This is a genomic window from Streptomyces sp. NPDC000229 (genome assembly GCF_040300825.1).
Classification (GTDB): domain Bacteria; phylum Actinomycetota; class Actinomycetes; order Streptomycetales; family Streptomycetaceae; genus Streptomyces.
Genome location: NZ_JBEPEL010000004.1, coordinates 123,325 through 141,402, shown reverse-complemented (window position 1 = coordinate 141,402; position 18,078 = coordinate 123,325). Strand labels below are relative to the sequence as shown.

Below are 18,078 nucleotides of genomic sequence, written 5' to 3'. Positions count from 1 at the left end.
CCGCACCCATGCCAGCGCCCCCACCACCCCCCGCCCGCCTGACCGCCGAACGCCTCCTCGACTCCATGACCCCGGCCGAGCGCGCCAGGGCCGAGCGCGTCGAGGCCGTCCTGCCGGCACTGCGGGCCTCGGCCGCCGGGGCGGACGCCGACGCCGCGTTCCCGGCCGGCCATGTGGCGCTGCTGCGCGACGCCGGGCTTCTCGGCCTGGTCGTACCGGAGGAGTACGGCGGACTCGGCGGGACACTGCGGGACCTGGCGGCGGCGACCTTCGCCATGGGCACCGCCTGCCCGTCCACCGCGCTCGCCTACTTCTTCCACAACACCAGCGCCTCGCGCGGGCTGTTGCCCCTCGAAGCCATCAGGGCCGGGCTCTTCACCCCCGAGGAGGCGGGCGAGGTGACCGCGTTCGCCGAACGGGTGCTGACGACGATGGCGTCCGGGCGGTGGCTCGCCAACTTCGCCAGTGAGTCGGTCAAGAGCTCCGGAGCCAACATCTCCATCGCCACCGCCGCGACACCGGCCCCCGGCGGCTGGCTGCTGTCCGGTGAGAAGTCCTTCGGTTGTGCCACCGGCGTCGCCGACACCTACCTCGTCACCGCCAAGCTGGAAGGGAAGGACGGGCCGGACGCGCTGGCCCTCTTCCTCGTTCCGCGCACCGCGTCCGGAGTCACCTCCCGCGAGCCGTGGAACGGCCTCGGTATGCGCGCCAGCGCCAACCACGGCATCCGGCTCACCGACGTCTTCGTGCCCGACGACCAGGCGCTCACCGTGCCCGGCGCGTTCACCCGCATGCTCCGGGTCAGCCGCGGCAGCTTCGTCGGCAACCAGCTCGCCATCGCCGCCGTGTACACGGGCGCGGCGCAGGCGGTGTACGACCACACCCTGGCGACCCTCACGCGCAGGACGTTCGCCGACACGGGCAGGCCGATCGCGTCCAGCCCCGTGCACCAGGTCCTCATCGGTGACATGACGCAACGCCTCCAGACCGCCCACCTGTGGCTGCGGCGCCAGTTGGAGCTGGAGACCTCCGAGCCGCCCCTGCGCCCCAAGTCCGAGGTGTTCACACACTGGCGGCTGGGCAAGGGGTCGGTGACCGAGGCCTGCTTCGACGTGGCGCTGGGCGCGCTGAAGGCCTGCGGTACGTCGGGGGCCACGATGGACGGGCCGGTGGGGCGTGCGCTGCGTGACCTCGCCATGGGGCTGGTGATGACGTTCCCGGCGGAACGGGGACGGCTCGAAGCGGCCCGGATCGCCACCGACGCCCAGGAGAACGCCCTGTTCGCGACCGTGGAGGCCGACCGGTGAAGCCGACCGCGAAGCCATGTGCCGCAGTGGCCGACCTGGTGGACGGTGTCTGGCAGCCCTGTTCCCGTGAGCTGGGCGTGGTACTGGAGGACCCGGCCACCGGTGAGCCCGTCGGCCGGGGGGTGGCCAGTGCGCCGGAGCGCGTCGAGCGTGCCCTCGCCGCCGCGGTGTCGCTCCACGCCGACGAGAGCTGGGCGGGGCTCGCCGACGAGGTGCGGGCGGGCGCGCTGGAGGCGGCGGCCGCCTCGATCGAGGCCCGTGTCCCGGAGATCGTACGGGCCGAGGCGTACGCCACCGGTGTCCCGCTGGCCCAGACGTCGGGGCTGGGAGTCATCGTCGGCGGGGCCTTCCGCATGGCCGCCGCGCGCCTGCGCGCCGGGCTGCTGCACGCCGGCGCCGTACGGCCGGACGGCCGGTCCGTCGAGGTGCGCCGAGCCCCGCTCGGGCCTGCCCTGTGCGTCGTCCCGTACAACGCGCCCGCGCCCATGGCCGCCCACAAGGCGGCGAGCGCGCTGGCCGCCGGCTGCCCGGTCGTCGTCAAGGCACCGGAACTGGCCCCGTCCGGAACCCAGTTGCTGGTCGAGGCGGCCGCCGAGGGGCTGGCCGCCGCCGGGGCGCCACCGGCCTTGCTCCAACTGCTGCACGGAGACGGAGCCACCGGGGCGCGGCTCGTGGCGGACGACAGGATCCGGGTGGTGTCGTTCACGGGAGGTACGGCGGCGGGCCGCGACGTCGCCGCCGTGTGCGGGCGCGCGCTGAAGCCGGTCCAGCTCGAACTCGGCGGCAACAACCCGTTGATCGTGATGCCGGACGCGGACGTGGACGTCGCGGGCCGCATCGCGGCCGAGCTGCTCACCACGCTGAACGGCCAGTGGTGCCGGGCGCTGGGCCGGCTCGTCGTCCCGGCGCGGCTGCTCACCGACGTCCTCGACGCGGCGGCGGGGCTGCTCGCAGCACTGCGCGTGGGCGATCCGCTCGACCCGGACACCGCGTACGGGCCGCTGGCGCACTCACGCCACCGTGCGAAGGCGCTCGCGGCGGTCGAGGCGCTGACCGCCGCGGGGGCGAAGGCGCATGCCCTCACCGGCGTTCCGGAGCGCGGCAATTTCCTGCCGCCTCTGCTGGTGACCGGTGCGCCGGAGGCCGCCACGCGCGAGGAGATCTTCGGGCCGGTGGCCACCGTGCACCCGTACGCCGACGAGACCGAGGCCGTGGCGCTCGCCAACTCCACCGGATACGGGCTGGAGGGATACGTGGTCGGTCGGGACGAGACGGCTGCCCTGAGCGTCGCGCGGCGTGTCCGGGCGGGCGAGGTGAAGGTCAACGGCTCGTCCGTGCTGAGCCTGCACCCCGAGACGCCCCGCCCTGCCTGGGGCCTGTCCGGGCTGGTGGACGAGGGCACGGACGAGACGATCCTGCACTTCACCGGCGCCCGGGTCACCGGCGTCGAGGGGGCCTTCGCACTGCACTCCCCCGGCACCGGCGCGGAACGCGGTGCGCGGTGAGCCACGTCCTGGTCGCGGGCGCGGGGCCGGTGGGGCTGACCGCCGCGCTCGTGCTGGCCCGGCGCGGGGTTCCGGTGACGGTCCTGGAGAAGGGGGCGGGCCTCGCGGAGGAGTCGCGGGCGTCGACGTTCCATCCGCCGACCCTGGAGATGCTCGACGAGCTGGGGGTCGTCGAGGCGCTGCTCGACCGGGGGCTGGTCGCCCGCACCTTCCAGTACCGCGACCGCCGCACCGGACGGCCGGTCGCCGAGCTGGACCTGGCGGTGCTCGCGGGCGACACGCCGTACCCGTACCGCGTGCAGTGCGAGCAGAGCAAGCTGACGCCGATCCTGCTCGACGCGCTGGGCCGGCACCCGGCGGCGGACGTGCGGTTCTGCCGTCCGGTCGGGGACGTGGCGCAGGACGCCCGCTCAGTGACCGTGGCGCTGGCCGACGGCTCGCGGGTGCGCGGGGACTGGCTGATCGGCGCGGACGGGGCGCACTCGGCCGTACGGCGGGCCCTGGGCTGGGACTTTCCGGGCGTGACGTATCCGGAGCGCTTCCTGGTGGCGTCGCTGGACGAGGACCTGACGGCCGCGGTGCCGGACCTGGCGCCGATCGCGTACGTCCTCGATCCGGACGAGTGGCTGGTGCTGCTGCGGACGCCCGACCACTGGCGGGTGCTGCTGCCCACGCCGGACGGCACTGCGGACACCCATGAGCTGGCGCGGCTGCCCGAGCGGCTTCGTGGCGTGGCCGGGGACGGTGTGCGGCCGTGGCGCGTCGCGCACGCCAGCCTGTACCGGGTGCACCAGCGGGTGGCGGACCGCTTCCGGTACGGCCGGGTGCTGCTGTGCGGGGACGCGGCGCACGTCAACAACCCGCTGGGCGGCATGGGCATGAACAGCGGTATTCACGACGCCGTCCTGATGGGCGGCGCGCTCGCCGACGTGATCGCGGGTGGGGCCGGGGACGAGGAGCTGTCGCGTACCGCCGAGCGGCGTCGGCGTTGTGCCCTGACGTACGTCGGAGCCGAGACCCATCGCACCTGGGAACGGTTGCGGGCGCGTGACGGGGCGACCCGGGCGGCGGTGCGCGCGGAGTTGAGGGCCGTGGCGGCGGACCCGGGCCGGGCCAGGGAGGCGCTGCTGCGCAGTTCGATGATCGCCTCGCTGAGGCCGCCGGGTGGAGCGGAGGGGGGCGCGCGTGCCCGCTGAGCTCATCGTCCGCCGGAACCCGGCGCGAGTGGCCGAGGTCGTCGGCAGCGTACCGGTGGCCGAGGTCGCGGCGGTGGACCGGGCCGTCCGGGCGGCGGACGTGGCCGCCCGCTCCTGGGCCGGGGAGTCAGCGGAGGAGCGGGCCCGTGCGCTGCTGCGCGCGGCCGACGCGCTCGACGGTGTGGCGGCCGAGGCCGCGCCGTTGCTGGCGCGCGAGTCGGGCAAGCCGTTGGCGGACTGCGCGGGCGAGCTCCGTTTCTCGGGGGCCGTTCTGCGCTGGTACGGCGCGCGCGCCGTGGGGCTGCTCGCCGACCGTGTGACCGACGACGCGGCGGGTCGGCTGACGGTGCGTCACGAGCCCTTCGGCGTGGTCGCGGCACTCACGCCGTGGAACGCCCCGGTGGTCCTCACCGTCGTCAAGCTCGCGCCCGCACTGGCGGCGGGCAACGCCCTGGTGGTCAAGCCCTCGCCGCTGGCCCCGCTGGCCGTGTCGCTGGTCCTGCGCGCGCTCGCGCGTCACTTCCCGCCGGGGCTGCTGCATGTCGTGCACGGGTACGCCGAGACCGCGCGGGCCCTGGTGGGGCACGCACGTGTCCGGAAGGTGTCGTTCACCGGCGGGCCGGAGGCGGGGCGTGCCGTAGGGGCGGTCGCCGCGGCCACGCTGACGCCGACCACCATGGAACTGGGCGGCAATGACGCCGCCGTGCTCCTCGACGACGCCCGGCTGTCGGCGAGCGACCTGGAACGGCTGGTGATGGCCGGCTTCGCCACCGCCGGACAGGTGTGCATGGCGGTCAAACGGATCTACGTACCACGTCGGCGGTACGAGCGGTTCGTGGCGGAGTACGTCGCGGCGGCCGAGCGGGCGCTGCTGGTCGGCGACCCGCTGCGCCCCGCCACGACGGTGGGCCCGGTGATCAGCGCCGAGGCGGCGGACCGGGTCCGGCTGCTCGTCGCCGACGCCCGGGGCCGGGGCGGTCGCTGCGTCGAGCTGGGCAGGGTGTGCCCGGAGACGGATCTCACGGCCGGGCACTTCGTGCGGCCCGCGCTGCTGTTGGGGCTCGACGACGACGCGCCCGCGGTGGGGGAGGAGCAGTTCGGCCCGGTGGTCCCGGTGCTGCCCTATGACGACGAGGACGAGGTGGTGGCCCGCGTCAACGCCACCGAGTACGGGCTGGGCGCTTCGGTGTGGAGCGCCGACGAGGACCGGGCGTTCGCCTTCGCACACCGCCTGGAGGCGGGGTTCCGCTTCGTCAACACGCACAACCGCACGGGGATGTCGCTGCGGGCGCCCTTCGGCGGGGTCAAGCGCAGTGGGCACGGGCGGGAGTACGGGGCCGAGGGGCTGTACGCCTACACGCAGCCGTGCGTCACGCACGCGCCGGCGGCCTTCCGGCCGGGCGGTACGGGGATGCCGTTGGGCGCGTATCCCGGCGAGGTGTGACCGGCACCGGGAAGCGGGGCGCTCGGCTCCGCTTCGACGGCGGGTATTGACAGGTCCGGTCGCCTCCGCTGTCATCCCCGTATCGCGAGCAGAAACTTCGTTTCCTCAAGGGAAACTGCTGCCCGCCCTTGGAGGCTCGAATGCACCTGCCCGCTCTGCGCAAGGTGATCGTTCCGGCACTGGCCGCCCTGCTCCTCGGCGTCGTCCCGGCCACCACCGCCCACTCCGCGTCCGCCACCGCCCACTCCGCGTCCGCCGTCACCAAGGTGTCGACCACCGTCGACGTGTCGTGCGCGGCCTTCACCTACCGCCAGTCCGCCGACTGGTACTTCCCATCCGCCGCCGCGTCCGGCGCCCCGAAGGGCCTGATCTGGCTCCAGCACGGCTTCTCCCGGGCCAACAACCACATGACCGACCTGGCCGGCCGCTACGCCGCAGCCGGGTACCTGGTGTTCGCCCCGACCCTGCGCAGCGCCGACATGTTCGGCTGCACGCTCCAGAACATCGGCAACAACAAACCGTTCCTCGACAACGTGGCGACCTGGTTCGCCTCCGCCGACAACGCCTCGTCCCAGCTGGCCCGCAGCTACGCGTCGGCCAGGAGCCGGGCCGGCCGCACCGATCTGGGCGCACTGCCGACCGCGTTCGTCTTCTCCGGCCACTCCGCGGGCGCGGAAGCGGCGGAGTACGTGACACAGAGACTGCGGTCCTCCCACCCGGCCGCCTTCGCCAAGGTGCGCGGCCTGGTGCTGCTGGACCCGGTGAAGTCGTTCATCGGGAACAACACCGACGCCTCACTGTCCCAGCTGGCGACGACGTCCCTGCCCATCCTGACCGTCTCCGCCCCCGGCTACAGCTGCAACAACAGCGGCAGCGGCACCACCGCGCTCCAGCAGCTCCTGCCGCGCCCCTTCGTCGGCGTACGCCTGACCTCGGGCGCCCACACCGACGCCGAGGGCTCCTCCACCGACAACGCCGGCACGCTGATGTGCGGCACGCCGCAGCAGAAGAACGTGTCGGCGCTCCAGACCCTCGCGGTCGGCTGGGCGAAGGACGCCTTCACCGGCGGCCGCACCGCGGACCTGTACCCCGGTGGCGCGTACTACGCGTCCCTGCTCGCCGCGGGCACCATCCAGACCCTGACGGGCCGCACTTCCTGAACCCGCCGCACCTCCTCGACGCGCCACGGCGGACGGGTCGTCAGTCACCGGCGGCCTGCTCGTAATCGACCGTCACCCGGTCCGCGAGCCGCGGCCGCAACCAGTCACCCAGCGCGCGATGCGCTGGGTGACTCCGGTACCCGGCGAGTGCGGCGGCCGAGGCGTGCCGGGTGGTCAGGCACAGGTCGTACGAGACGGCCGACCCGGTGACGTCGAGGCCGACGCACATCGACTCGATCTCGCGGACCAGGGAGGGCAGTTGCTCCAGTCGCCTCTTCGCCTCGGGGGCATCGGCCGGGTCTGTGAACCTCATCAGGACGACGTGGGTGAGCACGGCGGAACCTCCGGTCGGTCGTCGCTCCCGACCCCTGTCGCGGGGTGGCACCCGAGTGTATGTTTGGGAAACGCTGTTCCGCTAGAGGAACCAGGGGAGCCTGTCATGGACAAGGGCGTCACCGTGCGCGTCGCCGCTGCCCAGTTCGCCGTCGGCACCGACCGCCGGGCCAACCTGGCCGCCTGCCTCCGCGCGATCGACACGGCGGCGCGACGCGGCGCGCGCCTGGTGGTGCTGCCGGAATTCTGCAACCACCTGTCCTGGTACGGCGACCGGGCGCACGCGCTGCGCATGGCGTGCCGGCCCGGTGACGACTTCCTGGCACCGGTGGCCGCGGCGGCCGAGCGGCACGGCGTGTTCGTCAAACTCCATGTCACCCTGTCCACCGCCGACAGAGAACGGATCACCGCGGCGAACCTGCTGTACGGCCCCGACGGCGCGCTCGTCGCCCATGCGGACAAGCAGGTCCTGATGGGCAGCGAGAGGGACCACCTCGACCCCGGGCGCGACGCCGGGCCGGTGGTGGACACGGTGCTCGGCAGGCTCGGCCTGTACGCGTGCATGGAGGGTGTGATCAGCGAGGTGTGCCGGGGGCTCGCCCTGCGCGGCGCCCAGGTGCTCCTCAACAGCCTCAACTCCTTCGCCGTGGACGAGGCTTCGCTGCACATCCCGGTGCGCGCGGCGGAGAACAAGGTCTGGGTCGTCGCCGCGAACAAGGTCGGCCCCCTGCTGCCCGACGAGCACGCCGACGCCGTCGCCGCCGGGCTCGGGGTGCCCCGCGAGGCGCTGCACGGCGCCGGGGAGAGCCGGATCGTCGCCCCGGACGGCACCGTGGTCGCCCGCGCCCCGCGCACGGGGGAGGCCGTCGTCGTCGCCGACATCGAACCGGCGCGGGCCGACGACAAGCGGCGCCCGGACGGCACGGACGTCTTCGCCGCCCGCCGGCCCGCGTTGTACGCCCCCATCGCGGCCCGGCCCCGCCCGGCGCCGGACTTCGCGGGCCGGCGGGCCGACGAGGCGACGGCCGCCGTCGTACGTCCCGGCGCGGCCGAACCGCGCGACGCGGTGGCCGAGACGGCGGAGCTGGCCTCGCGGGCGGCCGCCCGTGGGGCGTCCCTGGTCGTGGTACCGGAGCTGTTCTGCTTCCCCGGCGGGGTCGCCGGGGAGACGGCCGGCGAACGCGAGACCCTGGCCAAGGAGGCACTGGCGGCGCTGGCCGGCGCGCTCGCCGGCACCGACACGTACCTCGCCTGCACGCTCCCCCACGAGGGCGTCCACACCGGGTACCTGATCCGTGCCGGCGGCCCGGTGCTCATGCAGCCTCAGCTGCACCGCAGCGCGCGGCACGCCGCCTGGTCCGACGGACCGCCCGGGTCACGGCTCGGCACCTACGACACGCCGTGGGGCAGGGTCGCGGTCGTCGTCGGCGACGACAGCCTCTACCCGGAGACCTTCCGGCTCGCCGCGCTCGCCGGGGCGGACACAGCAGCCGTCTGCTTCACCGGGACGGAGCCCTGGGAGAGCGCCCTCGGCCTGCCGGAGCGCGGCGCCGAGAACCGGATGAACGTCGTGGCGGCCGGTCATGCCACGGGCGCGATCCATTGCCTGCCCCGTGACTTCGGTCTGTGGCAGACGCGCGAGGCACCCTTCGACGGCCGGATCAGCCACCCCCACACCACCCCGGCGGAAGGCCGCCTCACCCTCGCCCCGATACGGCCGGCCCAGGCCGCCCACCGGCTCGTCTCGCGGGGAACCGACCTCGTCGACGGGCGTCCCTGGCACCTCGCCGAGGCCCTCGTATCGGCCGCACGCCCAGGAGGAGCAGCGTGAACGAAACCGTCGGAACCCTCAAGTCCGTCCAGGACATGACGGACGACGCCCCGGCCACCGACGTGACCGACACCTTCGAGCAGTGGCGCGCGCTGCTCACCGAACTGAAGGCGAAGATCGACGTCCGCTTCGAGCTCCACCGGGATCCCTCCACCAAGGAGCTGGACACCTACGGCTCGCCGCCCGAGAGCCCCGGCGGCTCGCTGGCCGCCTACTCCGGCCCGGAGATCGACTGGATGGTGCACTCCTGGCTGGGCAACCCCACCCGCGGCTTCGCCAATCTCCACCTGACCGTCTGGCTCGGTCCGCACATCCGCGTCCCGCACCTGGGCATCGCCCTGCTCTGCTGGCCGGGCGGCTGGTTCTACCTCGACTCCGTACCCCGGACGAACCTGCTCGCGGACGGCGACTACTACGACCGCTACTACGAGCCCGTGGCGCGGGAATGGCTGTCCGTGCGCGAGGAGAACCCGGAGCTGTCGTGGTTCACCAGCCGCGCCGGATTCATCCGGGCGAGCCTCTCCCCCACCGCGTACTGCTACTCGATGCCCCGTGACGAACACCATGTCGCCCTCGTGCGGCGGCTGGCGCACGCGCACGTGGACCGGTGGCTGGGGTGGGTGGACGAGGCGGAGCCCGTACCGGAGGAGCAGCGGGCCGCGCTTGCCGCCGCCGACCTGGCGACCCGCCGCAACATCGCCGAACGCGACCCCGCCAACGTCATGGGCGTGCGGTACTTCGGTGAGGAGGCCACCGAACGGCTGGTCCGCGCCCTGTGGGGCGGGGACCGTCAGTCGCCCCGGCCCGGAGGACCTGTGTCATGAGCCAGGTCCGGTCCCTGTGGTGGGCCCGCCGGGTGCCCGGCCTCAAGGAACCGTTCGACACCGCCCACCTGCGTGTCTTCTACCCCGCCCGGCACACGGGCTCCGACGCCGAACGCCTGAGCGGCGAGGTCCCCGCCGATCCGTCCCGCGCCCCTTACCCCGTCGTCCTGCTCCTGCCCGGTATCAACGTCGGCCAGGACGCGTACCGCTGGCTCGCCATCGCCCTCGCCGGGAAGGGGCTGGTCACGGTCACGGCCGACCTGGTCGGTGAGCTGTTCGCCGGCAGCCACGGCCTCACCCCGGCCATCGACCTGGACGCCGCCTCCCCCTCCGGGTACGGCTCCCGGCCCACCACCCCGCTCGTCGCGGCGCTGCTCGCCGCGATGGGCGAGCTCGCCGACCGGCCTCCCCTGGCCGGGCTGCTGGACCTGGACCGCGTCGCGCTGGGCGGGCATTCGGCGGGTGGCACGGTGGCGTTGCAGTCCGCCGGGTTCACGCCGGGCGTCCGCGCGGTCTTCACGTACGGCGCCCATACGCTGGTGGCCTCGATGCTGGGCTGGCCGCCCGGCACGGTGCTGCCGGTGAGCGGCACCGCGCCGGTCCTGCTGCTGTCCGGCGAGACCGACGGCGTGATCGCCGCGAGCACCGACCGGTACGGGGGCGAGGGCGCGGCCGATCCCGTGGAGCGCACCTTCACCGAGGCCCTGCGGGACGCGGACGGTGCGCATGTGTGGGCGCGGCTGACCGGCGCGGGACACTTCACCCCCTGCGATCCGCACGACCCGACCACGGCCCGCGGGTTCCTCGAACGGCCGGGCGGGGCCCAGCACTCGGCACGGGCCCTGCTGGCCCGGCTCGTCACGCTCTTCTGCGCCGCCCATCTCCGCGGCGACGCCGCCGCCCGCGGCGCGCTGGTGTCCCTGCTCACCCCGCCCCATCCCGGCCTCGCCCTGGTGCGTCGCCGCTGAAGTCCCGCTGACCCCCCGACTCGACTCCGAGGAGCGGCACGCATGCTGAAGAACTTCTGGTACGCGGTCGAGTTCGCCGACCGCGTCGGGCGCACGCCCCGCAAAGTGGTGTGCCTGGGCCAGTCGCTCGTGCTGTACCGCACGGGCGAGGGCCGCCCCGTCGCCCTGTCCGACCTGTGCGCGCACCGGGGCGCGGCCCTGTCCGGCGGCACTCTCGCGGGTGACTGCGTGGTCTGCCCCTACCACGGGTGGCGGTTCGACGCGGACGGGGCGTGCACCCTCGTCCCGGCCAACCAGCCGGGGCGGGGCATTCCCAGGAAGGCGCGGGTCGACTCGTACCCCGTACAGGAGAAGTACGGTTTCGTGTGGGTGTTCCTCGGCGACCTGCCGCCCGAGGAGCGGCCGCCGATCCCCGTCTGGCCCGAGTTCGACGACCTCGTCGAGCACGGTGGGCGGTTCAGGGCGGTCAGGGGTGAGTACCTGTGGCGCTCCAACTACGAGCGGGTGCTGGAGAACGGCTGCGACATCGCGCACACCCCGTTCGTCCACGCGGGCTCCTTCGGCAACCCCGACCGTCCGGAGGTCGAGGAGTACACGCTGGAACAGCCCGACCAGTGGTCGGCGTTCGCGACCGTCGCCCTGCGTCCGCCCACCGCCAAGGGGCTGTGGGCCAGGCTGTACGCGGACCGCGGGGCACGGGCGAAGGACCGGCCGCCGGTGGTGACGACGGCGGGCTGGATGCTGCCGAACCTGATCAAGCTGCATGTGCGGCTGCCGCTGGGCAGCATGGTCATCTACGACACCAACATCCCCGTCGACGAGACGACGACCCTGGTGAAGTGGGTGGCTCTGCGGGACTTCTTCACCGGGGCGTGGGCCGACGGCAACACCCGTAAGCGAGTCCTGAAGATCTTCGGCCAGGACGCACCGGTCGTGGACGGCACCCGCCCCGAACTGCTCCCCGCCGACCTGGGCGCGGAGCTGCACCTGCGGTCGGACCTGATCTCGGTGGCGTACCGCCGCAGGCGTCAGGAACTGGCCGCGAAGGGCTGGATGGTCGGTGACGCCGACCGCATCACGGGCGACGTCCCCGCACGCACCGCCACCGTGATCCCTTCACCGGGTCGGGGGGACATCCCCGAGTTCGCGCGCGCCTGGGAGCAGAAGGCGCACGGATTCCACCCCACCGTCGAGAGCGAGTGATCATGTCGGAAGCGGCGCTGTCCCCGTCCGCCGAGCTGTCGGCCCTGATCCTCGACCGGCTCGTCGCCGGTACGGGGGTGAGCGAGCGGGCCACCGAGTGGGCGACCCTGCGCGGTCCCGCGTCCCCCGGACCGGTGGGCCGCGTGCGGTACTTCACCGGCGGCCGGCCGTCCGTCGCGTCGGTGGTGTACATCGGGCTGGTGCTGCCCGCGGCGGGACTGGACAGCCACATGGTGTTCGCCTTCGGCGCGGACGACGGCCCGTTGCCCCACTTCACACTGGACTCGGTGTACGCGGGCGGTGCGTACGCCTTCCACCTGGACCTGGTGCAGCGCGCCGACCTGGCCGCCCATCCCGTGTACACCGACACCGTGTACGGGCCGCTCACCAAGCCCCACGCCCGCGCCGCCGACATCCCCGGACTCACCGCCGCGGCCGTCGGCCCGCGCCAACGGTCCCTGATGTCCCCGTGGATGCTGGTGCACCGCGCCGACGAAGCGGCCCTGCGCGCCATGGGCCCGATCGTGGAGGAGTACGCGGACCACTGGCTGTCGCTCGCCGCCGCGATGCCCGCCGAGGCGGCCCGCGAACTCGCCGGCACCGACCTGCCCGAACGGGACCGGCGGCTGCGCACCGCGCTGTTCAGCCGGGAGATCGACCCGGTGTGGGGCAGGGTGGACCGGCTGCTCGGATCCGCGACCACGGACCGGCTGCGACACCTGCTGATCACCGGCCACCCGGAGGGGACGCGATGACCCAGGTCTCCCCCAGCGCCTGGCAGCAGCGCATCACGGGCGAGTGGCACGGCCGCCCGTCCCTCTTCGACGCCCACGGCACCTGGTGCGGCTACGAGGACATCCGCCGTTCGTCCGACTTCGAGGACGGCGCCACCGTCTACCGCATGGACGGCGGCCTCACGGGCGGCGGGCCGCTCGCGGGCCGCTTCCGCCTCGCCGCACCCTTCGCGTTCGCGGTGAGCGACGCCGACGACAACCGCCGCTACCAGGGGCCCGACTTCCACGGCAGCGGGCAGCCGTACGGCGGCTTCGTCGACGCCCACTACTACGGCCCCGGCTGGCAGGTGGGCCTGAACACCTGGAACCACGTGCTCCCCGGTGGCACCACCCAGGTCTACTCCTCGGTCCTGTACCAGGGCTGGACGGTCATCGGCTGTTTCAACGGCCTCTATGTGCGGACCACGGACCACGACACGAACCCGGACACCCGGCGGGCCGTCTCCGCGCACCGGGACGCCGAGACCGCCAACGGCCCCGTCCCATGGATCCTGCCGACCAAGCGGGCGGGGCGCTACGCGGGTGACTGCGAGCTGTGGGGAGCGGACCAGAAGCCGCTGGGCACGGTCCGGATCGTCCACCGGCTCACCCCGCTGGACCTGCTCCGCACCGAGCACCGTGTCACCTGGACCGGTGGCGGGGCCGACCGGGCGTTCACCGTGGTGCGGCGGCGGGACGGGACGCGCGAGTTCTGGGAAGGCCCCGACGCCTGGGGCGGCGCCCAGGCCTTCGGCCGCGCCAACTTCCCGCTGTGGCACTTCACGGGCGAAGGCGTACGGGGCGTGCACCGGGTCAGGGGGCGGGAGTTCGCCCTCGACGCCACGGCCGGCATGTCGGCGGGCGGGCGGCTGGCCGTCACGTACGAGCTGTTCGGCGGCAACGTCCTCAGCGCCGTGCTGCACGGTGTCCTGACGTGGGAGGCGGAGTCGTGAGCGGCGGCACGGTCGTGGTGGTCACCGGCGGTACGCGCGGGATCGGCCTCGGGCTCGCGCGGGCGTTCCTCGCGCGCGGCTGCCGTGTGGCGCTGTGCGGCCGTGGAGGGGTGAAGGCCCTGCCCGGTCCGGCGGACCGGTTGCTGGGGCAGGTGGCGGACGTCACCGACCGGGCGCAGGTGCAGGTGCTGTGGGACGCCGCGTACGAGCGGTTCGGACGGGTCGACGTCTGGATCAACAACGCGGGTGCCGCCGCGCCCCGGCGCCCGTTGTGGGAACTGTCCGCCGCGGACGTCGAGGCGGTGGCGGCGACGAACCTGCTCGGCACGGCCCACGGTTCGGCCGTCGCGGTGACCGGCTTCCTCGGCCAGGGGCGGGGGCGGCTGTGGAACATGGAGGGCTTCGGCTCGGACGGGCGCACACTGCCCGGCCTCGGCGCGTACGGCGCCACGAAGAGCGCGGTCACCTACCTCACGCGGGCCGTCGCCGCCGACCTCGACGAACGGGCCCGCGCACACCCGCACGACGTGAGGGCGCTGCGCCTGTCCCCCGGGATGCTCGTGACCGACCTGCTCGTCCATGGATACACCCCCGAGCAGTACGCGAAGGCCCGCACGGTCCTCAACATCCTGGCCGACCGGGTGGAGACGGTGACCCCGTGGCTCGCGGACCGGGTGCTCGCCGACCGCACCCGCAACGGGGGCCGCGTGGCCTGGCTGACCCGCCGCAGGGCGGCCGCGCGGTTCGCCACGGCGGCCTTGCGGCGCCGCGACGTCCTCCCCGAGACCCTCCCGGGTCGGTGAGCGCGGTGGACTACCCCGTCGCGCTCGCCCTGGAGGACTTCGTACCGGTGGTGCTGACCGGTGTCGCGGCGGCACGGCTGGTGGTGCCGATCGGCCGCGCCGCCCCACGCGCCCGTGCCGTCGCGGCCACCGGCGCCGCCCTGGTCTTCGCCGGCGGCCTGTCGAAGGCCGGCTGGAAACTCACCGTCGCGCTGGACGGACCCGACATCCAGCCCCTGAACAAGGCGCTCTTCCCGCTCCTGGCGCTCGGGTTCCTGCTCCTCGCCCACGCGCTGCTGAGCATGCCTCTCCACGACGGTCCCGGCGAACACCGGCTGCCCCCGCTGTGGGGCTTCGCCGTGGCGTGGACGGCGGCCGCCGCCGGCTCCCTCGCGCTCCGCTCGACACTGCCCCTCATGGTGCTCACGGTCGCCGCGGTGACGGTCTGCGGCGTACGGCTGATCCTGCTGGCACGCTCGGCCGGGGAGCCCCGCGCGGCCACGGCCACCGGTCTGTGGCTGCTGGGCACGTACGCGCTCGGCCCGCTCGCCACCCGGCCCGACCAGAGCGTGGCCCTCCAGTGGGTGGAGCAGTCCTGCAACACACTCACGCAGGCCGCCCTCCTGTACGCGGCCTGGCGCCTGTCCGCCTCGTCCCTCCCCTCCGTCCGGAAGGTGCCCCTGTGACCGACGCCCTCGGCTGGCGCCGCACGTTCGGCGTCATCGCACCCAGTACGAACACCGTCGTCGAACCGGACTTCTACCGGATGACGGTGCCGGGCGTGACCGCCCACTTCTCCCGCATCCACATCCGCGACCAGAACATGGCGGGTGACGCGGGCATGGAGCGGCTGCTGGAACAGATACGTGACGAGATCGGCGCCGCCTGCGAGCGGGTGCTCACCTGCGAGCCCGACTCCATGGTGATGGGCATGTCCGCCGAGACGTTCTGGGGCGGGGTGGCGGGCAACCGTGCCTTCGTGAAGCAGATCCATGACATCACCGGGCTCCGGGTGGCCACCGGCGCGGAGGCGTGCGAGCGCGCGCTGCGCCTGTACGGGGCCCGGCGCATCGGGGTGCTGACGCCCTACCAGCCGGTCGGGGACGCGAACGTACGGCGCTTCTTCGGCGAGCTCGGCTTCGAGGTCGCGGGCGTGACCGGCCTGCGCTGCCCGACGGCGGTCTCCATCGCCCATGTCGGGGAAGACCGGCTCCGCCAGGCGCTGACCGCCCTGGCGGCGCTCGACGGGGTGGACGCGCTGGTCCAGTGCGGAACCAACCTGTCCATGGTGTCGCTCGCCGACGAGGCGGAACGGTGGCTCGGTCTCCCGGTGATCGCCATCAACGCCGCGACCTGGTGGATGGCGCTGCGCGACAACGGGATCGAGGACAAGGTGTACGGCGCCGGGTCACTGCTGCGCGAGCACTGATCCGGCACGGGAGCGGTCGTCGCGCAGTGCGGCGACCAGACCGGCCAGCATCAGCGCCTCCCCCGCGTTGCCGAGCGGGGGTACGGCCACGGCCGCCGCCGCGGCGACGAACAGGGCCACCGCTCCCAGGGCGAGCCACGGCACGCCTCGACGTCGCCAGAGCACCACTCCCGCCGCCAGCAGCAGGACCATCGCCGTGACCGCCGCGAGCGGGACTCCGCCGGGCTCCGCGTCCGCGTACCGCACGGTGTCCGCCCAGTGGCGCGGTGCGAGCTCCAGCCCCGGCAGAGTGGCCCAACTCGCGGACAGGGCCAGCACGCAGGCGATTCCCCACGCCCCGGCCACCACCGCGCGGCCGCCGCTCACCAGCATCGCGGCGCACGGCACCACCAGCGGCGTCAGCACGGCGTGGACGACGTACCGGCCGGTGCTGAGCGTCTCCAGCGCTGGGCCGTGGCCCAGCACCGTACCGGCGGCGGCGACGGCCGAGTCGTACGCCAGGGCGCAGCCGAGCAGCGCGATCCCCCGCCCCGGGCGCGGACCGCGCAGCGCCACGGCGGCGAGTGCCACTTCCAGGACGGCGACCACCGCCAGAGCCGACGAGTACACGGTTGTCCGCCCCCCGCCGGCTCAGTGGGCGTAGAGCGACTCGACGAGCTGCGCGTACCGCTGCTCCACCGTTCCCCTGCGCACCTTGAGGGTCACGGTGAGCTCGGGTCCGCCGGGTTCCCACGCCTCCCGGAGGACGGCGTGGGCGCGGATCCGTTCGGGGCGGGAGAGCCGGGTGTTGGCGTCCGCGACGGCGGCGGCGATCTGACCGTCGAGGTCGCAGGTCGCCGCCCTGGCGGTGACCGCTTCGCGGTCCGGGACGATGAGGGCGACGTTGTGGGGGCGCCCGTCGCCGATGACCACGGCGTGGCCGATCAAGGGCGAGGACTCCAGCAGGACGGTCTCGATGCGGGTGGGGGACATGTTCTTGCCGCCCGTGTTGATGATGATGTCCTTCTTGCGGTCGATGATGCGGACGTTCCCGTCGTCGTCGACGCCGACGACGTCACCGGTGTGGAGCCAGCCGTCAGAGTCCACGGCCTGCGCGGTCAGTTCCGGCTCGTCGCGGTAGCCGCGCATCAGGAAGGGTGCGTTCACCAGCAGTTCGCCGTCCTCGGCGACGCGTATGCGGGCGCCGGGTACCGGTCGGCCGACGGTGCCGGGCCGGGGGTCGCCGGGTGGGTTCATCAGCGCCATGCCGGACAGCTCGGACATCCCCCAGGCGTCGCCGAGCGGCACGCCGATCGCGTGGAAGAACGCCACCAGCTCCGCTGACGCCGGTGCGGCCCCGGTGACACAGATCCGGGCGCGGTCGAGGCCGAGCCTCTTGCGCAGCTCGGCGAGGACCGGTTCGGCCTGGTCGAGTTCCTTGCTCTGTTCCGGCGTCAGTGTTCCGGCGCGCCGGCCGGGACGGAGCCGGCGCGCGGTGTCGACGCAGTCCTCCACCAGGGCGCGCAGTGCCGGGTCGGCCTCGGTGAGGGCCGCGTCGAGCCCCGCTTTCAGCCGCTGCCACACGGCGGGCACCGCGCCGAAGAGGGTGGGGCGGACGGACGTGAGGGCGGCGGATACGTTTTTGAGCTCGGGTACGCAGGTCAGCCGCGTACCGAAGCGGATGTTCGTGTAGTGCGAGGCCCATCGGTCGGCGATGTGGGCGGCGGGCAGGAAGGACAGGTGGCTGTCCTCGTGCGTGATGCCGAGGAGCTGCTCCGTGGCGTCCAGTTGGGCGGTCATACCGGCGTGGGTGATCTCCACGGCCTTGGAGCGGCCGGTGGTTCCGGACGTGTGGATGAGCGTGAGGACGTCGTCCGGCCGTACGCGCTGCCATGCCTCCGTGAAGTCGAAGCCCGTCGGCGCGGCGGCCTCCACGGCGGCCAGGCCGATCGCGTCGTCGGCGAAGTCGTCCACGGTGACGAGGTGTTCGACGTCCGTACCCGCGAGGGACCGGCGCAGCACGCCCAGGAAGCGCAACTCGGTGACCAGCACGCGCGCCCGGGACCGGGCGAGTACGTCGGTGAGCTGGTCCGGGGGCAGGGTGTTGTAGAGCGAGAACGGTATGGCGCCGAGGTGGAAGGCGGCGCAGTCCACCACGTGGAACTCCGGCCGGTTGGTCAGCATCAGCGCCACGGTGTCGCCGTGCCGGACGCCCAGGCCGTGCAGTCCGGCGGCGACGGAGGCGACGCGTTCGGCGTACTGTGCCCAGGTCGTGACGTCGCCCTGGACGGTACGGAGGGCGGGGGCCGGGCCCCGGGTGGCGGCGGTGCGCTGGAAGGCCTCGCAGAGGGTCGCGGCCTCGGACATGGCGGCTCCTTGGCGTCGGGTGGT

General features: G+C 73.8%; 17 protein-coding genes. 14 read left to right on the top strand and 3 right to left on the bottom strand.

The genetic code is table 11. The features are described from left to right. Positions 1 to 8 precede the first annotated feature (8 nt). The 5 genes from ABT360_RS04245 to ABT360_RS04225 all read left to right on the top strand — a co-directional run bounded on the left by ABT360_RS04245 (position 9) and on the right by ABT360_RS04225 (position 6,612). Positions 9 to 1,307, top strand: a complete 1,299-nt coding sequence (locus tag ABT360_RS04245) for an acyl-CoA dehydrogenase family protein (protein ID WP_351810357.1) — start codon at positions 9 to 11, stop codon at positions 1,305 to 1,307. Next, entirely contained in the window at positions 1,304 to 2,812 is a 1,509-nt protein-coding gene (locus ABT360_RS04240; RefSeq protein WP_351810354.1) for an aldehyde dehydrogenase family protein, read from the top strand. The genes ABT360_RS04245 and ABT360_RS04240 overlap by 4 nt, the downstream gene beginning before the upstream one ends. Beyond that, positions 2,809 to 4,008: an FAD-dependent oxidoreductase gene (locus ABT360_RS04235; RefSeq protein WP_351810351.1), complete on the top strand. Its 1,200-nt coding sequence runs from the start codon at positions 2,809 to 2,811 to the stop codon at positions 4,006 to 4,008. Before ABT360_RS04240 ends, ABT360_RS04235 begins: the two co-directional genes overlap by 4 nt. After that, complete coding sequence (locus tag ABT360_RS04230) at positions 3,998 to 5,452, top strand: aldehyde dehydrogenase family protein (RefSeq protein WP_351810348.1); 1,455 nt, start codon at positions 3,998 to 4,000, stop codon at positions 5,450 to 5,452. Before ABT360_RS04235 ends, ABT360_RS04230 begins: the two co-directional genes overlap by 11 nt. A gap of 140 nt (positions 5,453 to 5,592) precedes the next feature. Next, complete coding sequence (locus ABT360_RS04225) at positions 5,593 to 6,612, top strand: hypothetical protein (protein WP_351810345.1); 1,020 nt, start codon at positions 5,593 to 5,595, stop codon at positions 6,610 to 6,612. Between the two features lie 40 nt (positions 6,613 to 6,652). Here ABT360_RS04225 and ABT360_RS04220 read toward each other — a convergent pair whose 3' ends face one another. After that, entirely contained in the window at positions 6,653 to 6,946 is a 294-nt protein-coding gene (locus ABT360_RS04220; RefSeq protein ID WP_351810342.1) for a Dabb family protein, read from the bottom strand. A gap of 105 nt (positions 6,947 to 7,051) precedes the next feature. Between ABT360_RS04220 and ABT360_RS04215 the strand changes: the two genes are divergently transcribed. Genes ABT360_RS04215 through ABT360_RS04175 form a run of 9 tightly spaced genes read left to right on the top strand, consistent with a single transcriptional unit; the run spans position 7,052 to position 15,708 of the window. After that, on the top strand, positions 7,052 to 8,776 hold the full coding sequence (locus ABT360_RS04215) for a nitrilase-related carbon-nitrogen hydrolase (protein WP_351810339.1): 1,725 nt from the start codon (positions 7,052 to 7,054) through the stop codon (positions 8,774 to 8,776). Next, on the top strand, positions 8,773 to 9,600 hold the full coding sequence (locus tag ABT360_RS04210) for a hypothetical protein (RefSeq protein ID WP_351810336.1): 828 nt from the start codon (positions 8,773 to 8,775) through the stop codon (positions 9,598 to 9,600). The genes ABT360_RS04215 and ABT360_RS04210 overlap by 4 nt, the downstream gene beginning before the upstream one ends. Then, positions 9,597 to 10,568, top strand: coding sequence for an alpha/beta hydrolase family protein (locus ABT360_RS04205; protein ID WP_351810333.1), 972 nt, complete (start codon positions 9,597 to 9,599; stop codon positions 10,566 to 10,568). Before ABT360_RS04210 ends, ABT360_RS04205 begins: the two co-directional genes overlap by 4 nt. Before the next feature lie 42 nt (positions 10,569 to 10,610). Further along, on the top strand, positions 10,611 to 11,771 hold the full coding sequence (locus tag ABT360_RS04200) for an aromatic ring-hydroxylating dioxygenase subunit alpha (RefSeq protein WP_351810330.1): 1,161 nt from the start codon (positions 10,611 to 10,613) through the stop codon (positions 11,769 to 11,771). Positions 11,772 to 11,773: 2 nt separating this feature from the next. Beyond that, on the top strand, positions 11,774 to 12,526 hold the full coding sequence (locus ABT360_RS04195) for a hypothetical protein (protein ID WP_351810327.1): 753 nt from the start codon (positions 11,774 to 11,776) through the stop codon (positions 12,524 to 12,526). Beyond that, positions 12,523 to 13,497 (top strand): hypothetical protein, encoded by a 975-nt coding sequence (locus tag ABT360_RS04190; RefSeq protein WP_351810324.1) that lies wholly within the window; start codon positions 12,523 to 12,525, stop codon positions 13,495 to 13,497. Before ABT360_RS04195 ends, ABT360_RS04190 begins: the two co-directional genes overlap by 4 nt. Then, complete coding sequence (locus tag ABT360_RS04185; RefSeq protein WP_351810321.1) at positions 13,494 to 14,300, top strand: SDR family NAD(P)-dependent oxidoreductase; 807 nt, start codon at positions 13,494 to 13,496, stop codon at positions 14,298 to 14,300. Before ABT360_RS04190 ends, ABT360_RS04185 begins: the two co-directional genes overlap by 4 nt. After that, positions 14,297 to 14,965: a hypothetical protein gene (locus ABT360_RS04180; RefSeq protein ID WP_351810318.1), complete on the top strand. Its 669-nt coding sequence runs from the start codon at positions 14,297 to 14,299 to the stop codon at positions 14,963 to 14,965. Before ABT360_RS04185 ends, ABT360_RS04180 begins: the two co-directional genes overlap by 4 nt. Beyond that, on the top strand, positions 14,962 to 15,708 hold the full coding sequence (locus ABT360_RS04175; protein WP_351810315.1) for a maleate cis-trans isomerase family protein: 747 nt from the start codon (positions 14,962 to 14,964) through the stop codon (positions 15,706 to 15,708). The genes ABT360_RS04180 and ABT360_RS04175 overlap by 4 nt, the downstream gene beginning before the upstream one ends. Here ABT360_RS04175 and ABT360_RS04170 read toward each other — a convergent pair. Beyond that, complete coding sequence (locus tag ABT360_RS04170; RefSeq protein WP_351810313.1) at positions 15,688 to 16,317, bottom strand: hypothetical protein; 630 nt, start codon at positions 16,315 to 16,317, stop codon at positions 15,688 to 15,690. The genes ABT360_RS04175 and ABT360_RS04170 overlap by 21 nt on opposite strands. A 21-nt stretch (positions 16,318 to 16,338) precedes the next feature. After that, positions 16,339 to 18,054 carry an AMP-dependent synthetase/ligase gene (locus tag ABT360_RS04165; RefSeq protein ID WP_351810310.1) on the bottom strand — a complete coding sequence of 572 codons (1,716 nt, stop codon included), beginning with the start codon at positions 18,052 to 18,054 and terminating at the stop codon, positions 16,339 to 16,341. Between the last annotated feature and the right edge of the window lie 24 nt (positions 18,055 to 18,078).